We start from the raw sequence: 16095 nt of genomic DNA, 5'->3' as shown, positions 1-16095 counted from the left end.
CAATGAACGACCAGATTTTACGCTTTCTATTTTTGCCGATGTGGCAACGAATGTTGATGCTTACAGTACCGGCAGTGGTGGTGGTTGTTGGGTTCTTTTTTCTTGTGGTTCAGTCTTCATTTGAGGAAATCGAATCGTTAACGGCGGATGTTGAAAAAATAAAGGTACAGGTTGGGGATAAACTTAAAAAAGCCCAGCGCATGAAGGAACTTGAAAAAGAGCTTGAGATTATCGATAAGAGATTAAGTGTAGTTGTTACTCAATTGCCGCAAAGTAGAGAAGTAGCGTCCCTTTTGCGTGAAATATCGCGGGCAGGGCAACAGGTGGGGTTGACCTTTACAAGCTTCAGGCCGCAGCTGGAATCTAAAGAAGATTTTTATGCAAAAATTCCAGTTCAAATCGCTGTGGAAGGGCACTTTCACGATCTGGGGGGGTTTTTTGAGGCGGTATCAAATATGCCGCGGATCGTCAATATTTATGATTTTTCTATTACCGGAGGGGAAAATGTTGGGGGGGGGCAACTCAAAGCCTCTTTCCAAGCGGTCACGTTCAGATTTCTTGAAGAGGGTGAGCGCAAGGCCGCGCAAGCTGTACCATCATCTCAGGCAGGTGGGGGGAGGCGGAGGTGATGCGTTTTTTTCAAGCCGTATTGTTTGCGGCGATTTTCTTCATTGAAGGTTGTGGAGATGATGAAGCCGTTACCACAGCGGTTGCGCCTGCGCCGATAAAAAAATCGGTCCAAGAAGAAGTTCAACCTTCAGACTCAGAAATCATGGATCCAGTCGAAAACGACATCCCTGATGCCTCCCTGCCGCAATATTCTTACACGGGCGCGGCGGGTCGCGATCCGTTTGTCCCGTTTTTTTCAAAAAAACCCATCATTCCAGATAGCCAACATCAAGGCGGTGAGAAGGAAGCTCCAAGTCGCCCGAAAGAAGCATTGGAACAGTTCGATCTTTCAACACTAAAACTCGTTGCTGTTATCGGAAGGCAGGGGCACAGAATTGCGCTTGTGCGAGACATATCGGGTAGAAGCTACCAGGTTTTTGTAGGGAATCATGTCGGCATAAACGAGGGGAAAGTCGTTCGGATCGGCGCGAATGAGCTCATTATTCTTGAGCCCTACGTGGATCAGTTTGGTCAGCAGCAAGAGCGGTTAATCACAAAGTCAATTAAGGGAAATTGACGTCCAACGATGGGCTTGGTTTGTCATTGCTTTGATGTGCATCATGAGGCGACCCATGAGTCGAATATTTGAATGGTTTAAACTCAGAACAATGACCGTGGCCCTGCTCGTAGGCTCAACGGCTTTGCTTGGCTCGTGCGCAACGACTCAGCAAGAAGAGGAGACGGTAGTCTCCGTTCCTGAGGTTACCAATCTTGCCTTCATGGAGGATGGTGTCAGTCCGTACGTCCGTATTGATTGGCATGGTGATCTTACGTTTCAAGCTTTTGAAATGAATCAACCCCGCCGTATCGTGATTAATCTTCCTGGGGCAAGACTTAGTGAGAATGTAAATGCATTGTCTCAGCCGACAACATGGTTGAGCAGTGTGGTGCCCCAAGTAAGAAAAGAGCTATCGGGCTCCTCTGTGCGCATCGAGCTTGCGCTGGTGGGGCCGGTCGATTTTTCGACAGAGCCGGTACCGGGTGGTGGGCTAAAGGTTCGCTTGCAGACCCGGGTTATGGGGGCCAATGGAGATGACCGCCTGCAAGTTGGTGAATTTAGGTTGCGGGATGTAGTTGACGGTACGGAGATCGTTCTTCCTGTTTCGGGACAGTGGAGGAGCGATCCAAAGGTTTTTCAGCTGAAGGGGCCTCAACGACTGGTGATCGACCTGGATCACGCCGTCAGTCGCATGCAAGGCAATCGTTTTGTGGTCGAGAGCCCCAGGGTGAAAACGATTCAAATTGGGCAATACGATGATCGATTGCGCATTGTCGTAAGCCTTGCAGAAGATCGGGAATTGCCGTTTCAAGTTCAGAAAGAGGGCAATAATCTCAAGATTCGCTTGGGCTTGGGGGCGACCGCTTCTTCGGGAGAGGTGGTTTCCGTTGAAGACGTCAAATTTAAAAAGGTCGACGGTATCGCTCAAATTGAAATCAGCCTTAATAAAGCTGGCCCCACTGTGGAAGCCAAAAGGGATGGCGAAAACCTAATTTTAAATATTAGTAATTCTCGTCTCGGGATGAGACCAAAACGCATGACCGTCGCCGACTTCGAAACCGAAGTTTCAACACTGGATGTTTACCAGTCAGGTGAAAGTGTGCAGTTGGTTGCCCAGGTATCCAATAGAAACGCTCAGCACCAGTTGTTCACTCAAGGCAGAAAAATTCTGTTGCGTGTAATGACACCACAAAAGGCGAGGGAGTTGGCAGGTCTTCCGCCGACACCCGAATATGTTGGAGAGCCTCTTTCTTTGAACTTCAATGATTTGGAGATACACGAGGCTCTCAAGATTATTGCCGAATATTCCGGTCTAAACATTATTGCCTCGGACGAGGTAACGGGGTCGGTGACGCTTAAGCTGGATCAAGTGCCATGGGATCAAGCCTTGGATTTGATTTTAAGTGCAAAAGATCTCGTCAAAGAACGAATAGGTAATGTTATTCATGTGATGCGGGCTGCGGATCTGCAAAAAAGAAAAGCGACTCAAGCTCAAGCAGAGACAACACTTGATGCGTTGTATCAGCCGATGGTGATCGAGGTTGTCCCGGTCTTTCGGGCTAAAGCATCGGATCTCAAAGATGTCCTTGATTCCTTGATCCAAGCTGGAGCTAAAACCAAGGGCAAAACAACGGTTCAAGCAGGGGGCGCCACGGCAACAGGTGCCGCTGACGGACAACCCCAAGACGAAACAAATTTTGAGAGCGCGGTGATATCAGTCGATGCGCGTACCAATGCGCTAATTATTCGTGATCAGCCACGAAATATTGCCAAGCTCAGAGAATTGATCTCTAAACTGGACTCTCCGACGCCTCAGGTGTTAATTGAAGCGCGTATTGTGGAGGCTAGAAACAACTTCAATCAACAACTTGGCATCGCCTGGGGTGGTCAATTTTCACGGCAGAATAGCGTGTTTAATTTTCCCGCGTCTGTAGGAATTCAGGGCATCAATGGAACCTCTAGTAGTTCTTTGTCTGGAGGCGGAGGATTGTTGGTAAATTTACCGGCTTCATCGGGAAGTAGCGCGCTGGGGATTAGTCTTGCGTCGCTTGATGGGAAGATCTCATTGGATCTGGAGCTTTCCGCCATGGAGTCCGCGAATCAGGCAAAGATCGTGTCGAGCCCACGGGTCATTACCACCCAAAATGTTGAGGCAACGATCACTCAAGGACAGCAAGTTCCCTACCAAACCACATCAGCCGCTGGAACCCAGACACAATTCGCCGATGCGACCCTGACACTCAAGGCAACACCCACGGTGACCCCCGACCACCAAATCAGCCTTGACCTGAGCATCACGAAAAATTCGGTGGATACCGCGACTGCGGCGGGAGCGGCAGGACCTTCAATCAACACAAAAACCCTGACAACCCATGTGCTTGTAAAGAACGGTGATACCGTGGTGCTGGGGGGGATTTTTGAGCAAAACAAGTCGGAGCAGACTGAGGGGGTTCCCTTGCTTTCCCGCTTGCCGTTCTTTGGTTGGTTGTTCAAGAGAAATACCGATGCGGACATCAAGAGCGAGTTGTTGATCTTCATCACACCGAAAATCGTCAACATCCCTCAGAAAGTCGAACGGGCGGATACCTCGTTGTAACCAAGCAATGGGACTTGCGCGCTGTTTGCTGAACTCACTAAGCAGGAAAAAGACAAGGTGGCGGCTATGAATCGTCTTCGTAATTGGATGGTGCAGGGTTGGGGTGTTGCGTGGGTTGCAGCGATGTTGGTCGCTTCAGGCTGCGGCAATCAGAACCCTACATCGAGTTCCGGCTCTGGCGGAACGACGACGCCAACGGTTGCAGCCTTGGTAATGACAGCGAACCCTGCCTCAATCCAGGGTGATGGCGTCACGACTTCGACCATCACGGTCCTAGCTCAGGACAGCACGGGGGCCGCGGTCTCTGGGGCCACAATTGCACTGACTACGAGCAGTGCGACGGCAAGCCTCTCACCGCTCTCGGGGACAACTTCATCATCCGGCGTTTTCACCGCCACGATTAAAGATAATGTTGCCGGAACGGTCACCGTCACAGCAACAAGCGGATCGGTTTCCAGCACAACAAGTGTCATTGTAACCGCTGCGGGTACAACGGTATCGGCCATACCTGCGACCCTGTCGTTGGGCGCCACCATCTACAGCGTTAAATCCGACAACAGCAATACCTCAACCGTTTCGGCAACCGTTCTTGATACCGCCAATGCGGTGATCGCCGGAGTCCCGGTGACTTTTACGACGGATGCGGGCCAATTAAGCTCAGCTTCAGCGACGACCGATGTAAATGGCGTAGCCAGCGTGACGTTCTCATCGGGAACAGGTAATCGAAACAACCAACTCGCGACGATCACCGCTAACGTCGGCACCCTCCCCCAACAAACCCTCCAAATCGCGGTCGGGGGCTCGACCCTTTCGTTGGCGACGACGACCACCTCGCTGACCACGGCGGCACCCCCGACCAACCCGATCACAGACACGTTGAAAGCGACCGCCTTGGATGCGGGGGGCAACCCAATTGCGGGAGCACTGATCGATTTCACGGTTACTTCCCCAAGCATCCCACTGCCCGCCACGGGTACGATCACGGACGTAAACGCCTCTGCGCCCCAGCCACTTCAGACCCTTTCGGCGCAAACAGATGGGTTTGGTGTGGCCACCGTTACGATTGAGGGAACCGGCACTGGGAGCACAGGGAGCTTGGTGATTGAGGCTAAGGGTCTTGGGGATCAAACCAAAACGCAGAACTACACGGTGAGTGCGGCAGCCAATGCTTTTAGGATTACCTCTCCGGTCGTGAGCGCGACGCCCCCCGCGTTAGAAACAGCCGGTGCCCCGGTGGTTTTATGGACCCCCGCCACACCCAAAGCCAATGCCATCAAAATAGCGGTGAATAAAGCCGCAACGGGAACTCCTGTTCAAACAAGGATTGCCTTTGCAACGACATTAGGGACTTGGACCGCAGTCACAGGGAACGCTCCAGCTCCAGCTGCAACGGGGCTAGGTACAGCAGTTGTGGTTTGCACCCTTTCGGGGACAAGTGCGACTGCAACCTTGGCCTCCACCACTTCGGGCGTGGCCAATATAAGGGTTTACGATCCCGATCACCCCGATGTGTACAGCGATGTGCGTACGGTAGTCATTGCATCCCCCTTTGTGGCAAATCCAAGCATGACCCTGCAGTCTGATGTTTCTCAATTGCCAGCTAGCGTTGGGGGGGCATCCAATTCGACCATCCTTCGAGCCACGGTTCGAACCCCAGCACCCTCGCAGCCCATTGCGGGGGTGCCGGTTTTATTCTCGATCACCAATCCGACCGGTGGAGGGGAAACGGTTTCCCCGACGGTGGGCTTTACCGATGCATCGGGCGTCGTCCAGGCGACCTTCAAGGCAGGTTCGTTGGCCAGTGGTGCCAACGGGGTCACGGTTCAAGCCCAGATCATCGATCCAACGACGAACCTACTTGGAACGGCACAGCAAACCTCGATCATTATCGGGGGGGTACCTGCATCCATTGTTTTGGGCAGAAGCACGGTCGGGACCGCATCCAGCGACGATACCTATTACACCATGCCCATGATGGCGCTGGTGGTCGACGGTAGCGGCAGCCCCATGGCCAACACCGCAGTGAGCCTCAAAATCTGGCCGTCCTACTACCGCACGGGCTATTGGGCACAGGTTCCTGATTCGACGATCACAACGACCTCGGGTGGGACCAGCACCAGCGTTTCCACATTAAAATGGCAGGTGTTTCGGTCCAATCCCATCCCCAACGAAGACACCAACAAAAACCTTATTCATGATCGATCTCCGGTAGACGAAGACACCAATGGTGATGGGGTACTGACACCGCCTAACGCAGCCGGGGGCACGATTCCCGCCTCGGTGACCACCGACAAAAACGGGCTAGCCTCATTCGTGCTGATCTATCCCAAGGCGATGGCGGCGTGGATCGACGACGATATCAAGGCCAGCGTGCGCGTTTCGGGGACCGAATATTTTTACACCTATCCATTTAGCCTTCCTGTCTTGCAATCCGATGTCGATGCTGGATTGGTTTTGAATTCACCGTTTATCAGCGGTGGCTCGGGGACGATGACGATCACGGGGGGCAGCGGGAGAACAGACACCCCCTTGAGCTTCACCGTTAACTTGACGGATGCCCTTGGAAACTCGGCATCAAACGTTCCGGTTAGCATTTCAACCACCATGGGTGTGGTTGCCCCATTCCCTCTGCCTGCAACCGATGCCAGTGGTAACGTCACTTTTACGATTCAATCCTATTTGCCAGGCTCTGGGGTCGTTTCGGTCGTGGCATCCGGCTACCAAACCGGGATTAAGACATTTACGGTTGCTGCGGGGATTCCTGCAAAAAGCAGTATTTCGCTGACATCAACCAACACATTGTTGGGAAGTTCGGTGGGTGTAAGTGCGGTCGTCTCCGATCAGTATGGCAATCCGGTTGAGGATGGCACGGTCGTCAATTTTCAATCGACTGGGCTAGGCGGCCTGTGGAGCAAGCAATATGGGCAAACCTCAGGTGGAATCGCCACGGCTACATATACCCCGACTTCGGCTGGCAATGAGACTTTGTCTGCCAGCGTGGTCCAAAATCTTCCGTTAGGCATTGTCACAATCCCGCCGGGAACGGCGTCACTGAAGGTCGCCGCCCCTGTGGTGGGGGCCATTTCACTTCAACTCAACAGCAATGCCCCCTTGGTTGCGAATGGCGCCGCCAGTGTCGTCCTCGATATAGCGGTAACCGACGCAACCGGGGCGCCAATTGTGGGGATTGTGCCTGTTGTCTCAACGAATCTGGGGCTATTGAGTGCGCCGCTAGCGACCGATTCGTTTGGTCTGACCAGCGTGACGCTAACGACTCAAAACACAATAGGAACCGCAACGGTCACGGTTACATCTGGCGTGGTACAAACCAGCGCCGATGTACAATTTGTGGGGGGTGTTGCTGCAAACGGTACGTTGAGTTTCAGTCCGAACAACGTGGCGGTTGGCGATCCGACCCTGCCCGTCGTGTCGGCGAGATTCGTCGATGTCAACGGGAATCCGATTCCGGATGGAACCCAAATCAAATTCTCGGTGACGGCCGGCAGCGCAACATTGGGGGCCGTCTACACCACCACAACCGGTGGCGTCGCTTCGACAACCGTGACCCCAAACGCCACGGGAACCGTCACCATTCAGGCAGACGTGACGGGAACAGCCGCAACCGCATCTAATAACCTTACGGTGATGTCGCCGCAGGTGACCTCCGTGACGTTGTTGGCGTCGCAGCTCAGCCAATACGCGGACGGCACCCCGGTAACCTTGACGGCGACCTTGAAAGATTCATTAGGGAACTCCGCATCTGGGGTGACGGTGAGTTTTACTTCGACCTTCGGTGCACTTACTGCCCTAACGGCAGTAACGAATGCGGCGGGTCAAGCGAGCGTCGATTTGTCTTCGGCAGTGACGGGGAATGCGGTGGTTACCGCCTCGGTCACGGGTACGTCTCCTCAGACTGTTTCAGTCGATTTTGTTGCGGTGACTACGCCAGCGGTGCCCACCTCCCTTGGACTGGGTACGAGCCAAGTTTCGGTGAAGTCGGACGGCAGCGACTTTGCGACCCTGACCGCCACCGTGCTGGATGCCAACAACGTCGTCATCCCCAATGCCACGGTCAGCTTTGCAGCAGCGGCAGGTCAACTCGGCTCAGGAAACGCCGTGACCGACGCGTCAGGCAAGGCGACGGTGTCGTTCTCTGCTGGATCGGTCGATCCGCAAAATCAGGTGGTGCTCATCACCGCCACGATAGGTGTTTTGTCACGCCAAATCCCGGTTCAGATCAGCGGTTCCACCGTGTCGGCAACCGCCTCGGCCCCTTCTGTAACCGATAACGGGAGCGATAGCTCCAGCATAACCGTGACAGTGCTCGATGCGGGCGGGAAACCGGTTTACAACACCGCTGTGTCGTTGAAGGCGTCCATCAACAACAAGGTCTTAGCTGGAGTTACTCCGCTCACGACGGCGGCCATTGCACTGGGGACAACCGACATCAATGGTCAGGTTCAAACCGCAATTACCGGTATTTCCGCAGGAACGGTGACATTAACCGCATCAGCGCTGAACGCCTCATGGAACCTCGATTTGACGGTCAATGCCGCTGCGAATGTTCTATCTGTAACTGCTCCGGCAACAAGCCCATTCCCGCAGACCATCGGTTCTCCAGTGACGGTCACAGTGAGTGTTCCCAACCCTGGATTGGGGGTCGGTCAGACTCACTTTGTCACCTTTGCAACCACTTTGGGCGAGTTGGATGGGGTTGCAGGCCAACGGGTGGTTTCGAAAGATGTGTCGGCCCTTGCGGCGCCCGCCTCCGTTTCGGCGGTCTTAACCTCCAGCGGTGCTGGGTTGGCCAACGTGCTGATTTATGACGACGCCAATTCAGCAAATAGGGCCAATACCCAGATCGCCTTCTCTGCTGATATCTCGACCGCAGCGACCGTACGTCTCCAGGCGACCGCCTCTACGTTGCCAATCAGCACCGCGGCGAGCGTCTACACAACCACACTGCGGGCCCAGGTTCAGACGAGCAGCGGACAGCCTGTCGGAAATGTGCCCGTGGCATTTTCGTTACCCAACCCCATTGGGGGTGGTGAGTCGGTCAGTCCCTCCATCGCTTACACAGACAGCAGTGGCATTGCCACTGCGACCTTCTCGGCAGGTGCTTTGAGTTCAGGTGCCAATGGGGTCACGGTTCAGGCCGACGTCTTCCGGCAGGCGCCTTTGACTACGTTGACCGGAGCGACCTCGATCATCATCGGTGGGGTTGCCGGGTCGGTAATTGTCGGCGAAGCAGCGTTGGATCAAGTCGTCGATGCTGGAGGAGGAAGTTCGGCCCTCTACAAAGTGCCGATGGCGGTTATGGTGGCCGATGCGGGCGGTAACCCCGTTGCAAACTCCATTGTGACCCTGAGTCTGTGGCCGTCCCAGTATTCAACGGGTTCTTACGTGGTATATGGCCAATTGCTCGATGGAACACCACTGACCAGTGCCCAAATTACCGGCTCCTATCCCAACGAAGATGCCAACGAAAACCTGGTTCTCGACGTATCAGAAGATGCCAACGGCGACGGTCTTTTGACCCCCCCCAACACGGCATCTGGCTCGGTTCCGCGTACCGTGACCACCGATGCCAATGGGGTGGCCAACTTCGAGATGATCTACCCCAAGGCCAACGCCAACTGGATCACCGCACGGCTTCGCGCCTCTGTATTGGTCTCGGGTACCGAGACATCCTCGGAGCATCTCTTCCGGTTGCCTGCCAACCATGACGATGCCCTTTACGGGAAGCTCGGCGATTCTCCCTTTGCAGCCCCTGGCGCGGCGTTCTTGACCGTAAGTCCCACCTCAATCCAAGCGGTGGCGGATGGCACAGCGCAGACCATCACTGCCAATGTGGTGCAAATCAGCGGTGGTCCGGTTGCGGATGGTACGTCGGTTGATTTTGCGACGACCTTCGGTACGTTGAGCGCTGCCTCAGCAACCACCACGGCAGGAGCGGCTTCGATTACCGTGAGTTCGACCGTAGTCGGTCAGGGTGCCGTGACGGCTACGACAGGATCGGCTACGCCGCAAACTACAACGATCTCGTTTATTCCCGGCAATGCGAATACGGCGCAGCTTGATGTCGCGCCCAATGCCACGGCTTTGGGGACGGCGGTCACCCTAACCGCCCGTGTGTTCGACGCGCAGGGCAACCCGGTGGCCGATAGCACTGGGGTCGATTTTTCCAGCAGTGCGGGCGGGACCTTCACGGCAATTCATGTGGGCACGGTCGGGGGCATTGCCACGACATCCTTCACCCCGACCGCGGCGGGTAATCACACCATTACTGCCACGGTGACCGGTGCGGGCGTATCGACCACCGGCGCGCTTTACGTAAGCGCTCTGCCGGTGGGCAGTATTAGTTTAACGCCCAGTCAAAATGTACAGATTGCAAATGGGTCTGCGGTGACCTTGACGGCCGTGATCACAGATACCTCTGGCAATTTGATGTCGGGGCAGCCGGTCAGCTTCTCCGGTAATTTCGGGACTTTGTCGGCGGTATCGGCAACGACCCTGGCTGATGGCACCGCCTCGGTAACCATAGCCTCCACAGTGGCAGGCAGTGCAAACGTCACAGCCAGTTCCTCCACAGTGACCGGGACGGCAGCAGTCACTTTCGTTCCCGGTGCGGCGGCAAATACCGCCGTGTCGCTTGGATCCAGCACGGTTTCCCTCGGCTCTTCAACAACCGTGACGGTAGCGGTAACCGACGCGACGGGTAATGCAGCTGCCGATGGAACAGGGGTCGATCTGGCATCCAGCCTGGGCGGCACCTTCTCAAAGACCCATCTTTCGACCTTGGGCGGTGCTGCTACCGCAACCTACACCCCCACCACTGCGGGAGCCCATACCCTCACCTCTACGGTGACAGGCTCGGCGCCCGCGGTGTCCGGGTCTGCAACATTGCAGGTGGGAAGCTTGCCGGTAGGAGCGGTGACGGTGGTCCCAGCGGTGACGCAGTTGGTGGCCGATGTTGTTTCAACAACAACGGTGAGCATCAAGGTGCTCGATACCAGTGGAGCGCCGGTGGTAGGGGTCATCCCAACGATCTCCGCCGACAATGCGGTCACGGTTGGTGCTGCGACTGCAACCGATGCCAACGGCGTCAGCACGGCAACATTGACGGCGGGTGCAACGGTGGGGGTTAGCACCATCACCGCATCCAACGGCGGTATCAGTGGTACCGGGACCGTGACCCTCATTGGCGGCGCTGCGGCAACAGTCTCGGTCGCTGCAACGCCGAACAATGTTGCATTGGGTCAAACCACAACGGTCACAGCACGCGTTGTAGATGCTCAGGGCAATGCTGTACCCAATGGGACTCAAGTGACCTTTGCAGAGACCACCGCCACCGGAGCGGTGTTGTCCGCCCTCAACGTGGTTACGGTTAACGGCAATGCTTCAATTACGGTGAATCCGGCAGTTGCAGGGGCCGTGACGATTGGAGCGACGGTTGGCGGATTGCCTCAGGTGACCACCAACATCACGGTGAACACCTTGAGCGCCGCTTCTCTGACGCTGGGGGCCAGCCAGACTTCACAGACCGCAGATGGCGCATCTCTGATTACCTTCACTACCACGGTTCAAGACTCCGCCGGTAATGGGGTCAACGGTGTAACAGTGACCTTCACCAGTAGCCTGGGCGCGTTGTCAGCTTTAACGGCAACGACGGCAGGGGGCGGTTTGGCAACGGTGACACTGAGCTCAACCACCATTGGCACCGCCGCTGTCACCGCCACTGCTTCGGGTTTGACCCAAGCCAAATCGGTGAGCTTTGTGCCGGGAGTCGCTAGCGCAGCAAGCACAACCCTCTCAGCGGGCAATGTGACGTTGGGGGGGAGTACGACAGTCTCTGTGCGAGTCACCGATGCCACCGGAAATGCCGTGCTCGATGGAACCGGCGTTGACTTGGTTTCGAATCTTGGAGGGGCTTTCTCGATAGCCCATGTGGCAACCTTCAATGGAATTGCCAGCACCGCCTTCACGCCTAGCGCCAACGGCACCCACACGATTACTGCCACGGTGACCGGTTCCGCTATTACAGGTACGGCGACCTTGCAAGTGGCTAGTCTGGCGGTGGGATCGATGACGGTCACACCATCTGCAAGCCAGTTGGTTGCTGATGGTGCTGCAACCATGACCGTTGCAGTCAGAGTGCACGATACCAGTGGGGCCCCGATGGTTGGGGTGACCCCCAGCGTCATCGCCAACAACGGCATGTCGGTTGGGGCTGTGGCAGCAACAGGGGCCGATGGCAGCAGTACGGTGACGTTGACTGCCGGTTCTGCTGTTGGAACTGCAACCATTGCAGCGTCGGCAAGTGGAGTGAGTGGATCGGTGACGGTAGCGCTCGTTGGCGGCGCAGCTGCCTCCACCACGGTGTCCTCGACCCCGAATAACCTTGCGTTGGGTCAAACCACGACGGTGACTGCACGTGTTTTGGATGCACAAGGTAATCCAGTGCCTGATGGCACTCAGGTCGCATTCGCTGAGACAACTGCCACCGGCTCGACTTTGTCGGCAACGTATGCCATCACGGCCGGCGGCAACGCCTCGATTACGGTGACCCCGGCGGCTTCCGGCACGGTGACGATTGGTGCGACGGTGGGGGCTTTGGCTCAGGTGACCACCAACATCACGGTGAACACCTTGAGCGCTGCTTCGATGACGTTGGCTGCGGATCAGACGGTTCAAACCGCCGACGGAGCTTCGCTGATCACCTTGACCGCGACGGTCAAGGATTCGGCGGGCAATGGGGTGAACGGGGTGACGGTGAGCTTTACCAGCACCTTGGGGACTCTGTCGGGGCTGACGGCTGTGACAGCGGGCGGCGGTGTGGCCACGGTGACGTTGAGCTCACCGGCGACGGGAACCGCGACGGTGACGGCGACCGCCTCGGGTCTGACTCAGAGCCAAGCACTGAGCTTTGTGGCGGGGAGCGCCAGCGGTGTGTCGGTGACGTTGTCTCCGAGCAATGTTCAGGTGGGATCCAGCACGACGGTGACCGCCGTTGTGACCGACGCGAAGGGCAACGCTGTGGTTGACGGCACTCAGGTGACCTTCAGCGGCGGAACCGGGACGTTTGGCGTAACAGTAGCCTCGACGGTGAGCGGCTCGGTGAGCACCAGCTTCGTCCCCAGTGCCTCTGGCGCTCATACCTTGACCGCAACCTCGGGTGCGGCCACGGCCAACGCCACCTTGACGGCCAATGCCCTTGCAGTGGGCAGCGTGACGGTGACCCCGTCGGCACCGACGCTGGTGGCCGACGGCGCCTCGACGATCACGGTGGATGTGACGGTGCGCGACGCCACGGGCGCTCCGCTTTCTGGGGTGACTCCGACGGTGAGTGTCGACAGTGACGTTACGGTGGGAGCGGTCGCGGCCACTGGCGTCACCGGTATCAGCACGGTGACCCTGACTGCCGGTTCGACGGTGGGAACGGCAACGATTTCGGCGACCGCCAGTGGTGTAAGTGCGAGCGGCACGGTGCAAATGATTGGCGGAGCGGCGGCTTCGGTGACGGTGTCGGCGACTCCGAACAATGTTTCGCTGGGCAACACCACGACGGTGACGGCGCGCGTGCTCGACGCCCAGGGCAACCCGGTTCCCAATGGGACCCAGGTGGCCTTTGCCGAGACCACGGCGACCAGCGCGACCCTGTCGTCCCTGTATGTGACGACAACCAGCGGCAACGCCTCGATTACGGTGACTCCGGCGGCTGCCGGCACGGTGACGATTGGCGCGACGGTGGGGGCTTTGGCTCAGGTGACCACCAACATCACGGTGAACACCTTGAGCGCCGCTTCGATGACGTTGGCTGTGGATCAAACCACCCAAACAGCCGATTTGGTGGCGGTGCCAGGCGCCGTTATCACGGTATCGGCAACCGTTAAGGATGCCGTTGGCAATGGGGTCAATGGAGTGACGGTGACCTTTACCTCAACGGTCGGCTCGTTGTCAGCGACCACTGCGGTGACCAATGCCAGCGGTGTGGCCACGGTGACCTTGAGCTCGACCACGGTGGGTGCTGGCGCGGTGACGGCAACCGCATCCGGCTTGACGCAGAGCCAAGCGATTAGCTTTGTACCGGGTACAGCAAGCAATGTGGCTGTGAGTTTATCACCCAACAACGTTCAGTCCGGAAGCAGTACGACGGTGACGGTCCGGGTGACCGATGCCACCGGGAATGCTGTATTGGATGGAACCGGCGTTGATCTGGCATCGACGTCTGCTGGGACGTTCGGAGCAAGCCACCTGTCGACCTCCAGCGGCTCGGCGACAACCATCTTCACCCCCAGTGCGGTGGCGACGCATACCGTTTCAGCAACGGTGACGGGTACGGCGATCACTGGAAGTGGCACGTTGACGGTCAATTCGGCTTCAAGCAGCACACTGACGCTAACGACAGCGGTCTCCCTCTCTCAGCTGACCGCAAACAACATCGACACGTCGACGTTGACGGCAACGGTGAAGGACAGCAGCGGCAATGCCGTTATCGATGGGACGGTGGTCAGTTTCGTGACCGACCGTGGAACGCTGACCAGTGGTGCGACTACGGCCAATGTCGTTACGGCGACGACCACAGGTGGTGTTGCAACGGTGACCGTTGATGCGGGTAAGGTTGCTGAAATGCGCACCATTACCGTGACCGCTTCTGGGCTGACCTCGACTCAGCAGGTGACCTTCAATCCAGGGGTCATGAACATCGGGGCAACCACCTCCCGAATTTTGAGTAATCCTTCGTCTGTAGCCGCCGGGGCAACCGCGACCTTCACGATTGTGGCGGTCGATGCCAACAACAACCCCTTGGCCAACGGCACGGTGTTCAACGTTTCGGCTACGGCCGGGACGTTGGCAGCAGTGACTGCCACCACGTCGTCTGGAATTGCGACCTTCTCCTGGACGGCCCCCTCGTCGGGTGTCACGAGTGTCACCTTCACGGCGACGGCCAGCGGTGGATCGTTGACTCAAACAGTAGCGATTACGGGTACCGCGACCGGTTCGTTCAACCCTGTCTCGATGAGTGTTGCGGTGAGTGGGGCTTCCATCTCTGTTCTGGGAGAGGGAACCGATACCACCACCTTGACGGTGACGGTGGTTGACGAAGCGGGCAATGCCATTACGGATCCGACCGCAGGAAACAACGTTGAAGTGAAGATTCTTTCCGGCCCCAACGGTGGCGAGTTGTTGAGCGATGGGGTCACCACCAGTGGGAATGGCGGGGCGGCTTTGCCGCTGACCACCGTAAATGGTCAGGCTTCGGTCAACCTGAAGGCGGGCACGATTCCAGGTACGGTTCGGGTTCAGTTTCAGGCTGTGAAGGATCAAACCGGAGCGCTGTTAGGAACCCCGGTAACCGCCATCAGCGCTCCCATCGCCATCAATTCGGGTGCTCCTAACTCGTTGGTTGTCTTGCTCAACAATGGCAATAGCGCCATTACCAACAACAACAATGGATCGTATAGCCGCGATGTTTCGGCCTTGGTCCTGGATCAGTACGGTAATCCTGTTCCGGATGGGACCGCTGTTTACTTCGGCTTGATCGATTACTGGACCATGGGTGCGCAAACCGACACGACCCGGACCTACCCGGCGGCAGTGACGCAGGGCAGCACGACAGCCGGTGCAGCGACCTTCACCGATGGCAGTGCGCTTCTGGACTATACGACGGGCAACAATGGCCAGGGTGGCGTGGCAGTAGGCGACAAAATTTACGTCAGCAGCAGCCCTGCAGGTACCGATATGGGGATTCACTACATCAGTGCCGTGAACAGCACGACCAACCTAACCGTCTTCAATAATTTCGCCGAAACCAGTGCTCTTGATCAGTATGTGATTGGACGGGCGCAGTACGCGAAGGTTGGAGGAAGTGCCACGACGACGTCCGGCATCGCCAAGGTTGTGCTGACCTACCCTGTCGCCTACATGTATTACCCCGTAATGTTGCATGCTGAGACGGCGGCTAATGGGGTGTGGAATGTCTATAACAACGCATCTTCATATGCGGCTTTGGCGCCGTTGACCCTGACGGCATCGCCAGCAACGCTTAAAAGTGCGCCTGGTACCGCCATTTCTGCGGTGGTTACGGTCAAGGACAGCGGCGGCAATATCGTTCCTCGGGTCCAAGCTAACGTATCGCAGGCGCCGAGTGCGGCGAGTGCAACCTTGACGGGTCTAACGCTCTCTGCAGCCGGTATTACCAATGCCAGCGGGCAAGTGACGGTGACGGCGACCATCCCGGGTACCGCGGCGCCGGCAGATACCATCGCGGTGACGGTCGATTGTGGTGGGTACACCGCAACCATCAATATCACGGTGAACTAACCCCCCC

The 16095-nt window shown here is 56.9% G+C and carries 6 protein-coding genes; 4 read left to right on the top strand and 2 right to left on the bottom strand.

Going from position 1 to position 16095, the window contains the following annotated elements:
- Positions 1-2 precede the first annotated feature (2 nt).
- Genes AUJ55_12650 through AUJ55_12640 form a run of 3 tightly spaced genes read left to right on the top strand, consistent with a single transcriptional unit; the run spans position 3 to position 3764 of the window.
- On the top strand, positions 3-629 hold the full coding sequence (locus AUJ55_12650; GenBank protein ID OIO54004.1) for a hypothetical protein: 627 nt from the start codon (positions 3-5) through the stop codon (positions 627-629).
- Positions 629-1186: a hypothetical protein gene (locus AUJ55_12645; protein OIO54003.1), complete on the top strand. Its 558-nt coding sequence runs from the start codon at positions 629-631 to the stop codon at positions 1184-1186. Before AUJ55_12650 ends, AUJ55_12645 begins: the two co-directional genes overlap by 1 nt.
- A 55-nt stretch (positions 1187-1241) precedes the next feature.
- Positions 1242-3764 carry a hypothetical protein gene (locus tag AUJ55_12640; GenBank protein OIO54002.1) on the top strand — a complete coding sequence of 841 codons (2523 nt, stop codon included), beginning with the start codon at positions 1242-1244 and terminating at the stop codon, positions 3762-3764.
- Between the two features lie 278 nt (positions 3765-4042).
- On the opposite strand, the gene AUJ55_12635 is transcribed toward AUJ55_12640, so the two are convergent.
- Together AUJ55_12635 and AUJ55_12630 are read right to left on the bottom strand one after the other, a co-directional pair.
- The gene (locus tag AUJ55_12635; protein OIO54001.1) at positions 4043-4300 is read right to left on the bottom strand and encodes a hypothetical protein; all 258 of its coding nucleotides are present in this window, start codon (positions 4298-4300) and stop codon (positions 4043-4045) included.
- Positions 4301-4747, bottom strand: coding sequence for a hypothetical protein (locus tag AUJ55_12630; protein ID OIO54000.1), 447 nt, complete (start codon positions 4745-4747; stop codon positions 4301-4303).
- A 757-nt stretch (positions 4748-5504) separates the two neighbouring features.
- Between AUJ55_12630 and AUJ55_12625 the strand changes: the two genes are divergently transcribed.
- Positions 5505-16088, top strand: a complete 10584-nt coding sequence (locus AUJ55_12625) for a hypothetical protein (protein OIO53999.1) — start codon at positions 5505-5507, stop codon at positions 16086-16088.
- The last annotated feature ends 7 nt before the right edge of the window (positions 16089-16095 follow it).

Source organism: Proteobacteria bacterium CG1_02_64_396 (genome assembly GCA_001872725.1).
In the GTDB taxonomy this organism is placed as follows: domain Bacteria; phylum Pseudomonadota; class MNWR01; order CG1-02-64-396; family CG1-02-64-396; genus CG1-02-64-396.
The sequence above is the reverse complement of the archived record's forward strand: the minus strand, read 5'-3'. Positions and strand labels throughout refer to the sequence as shown.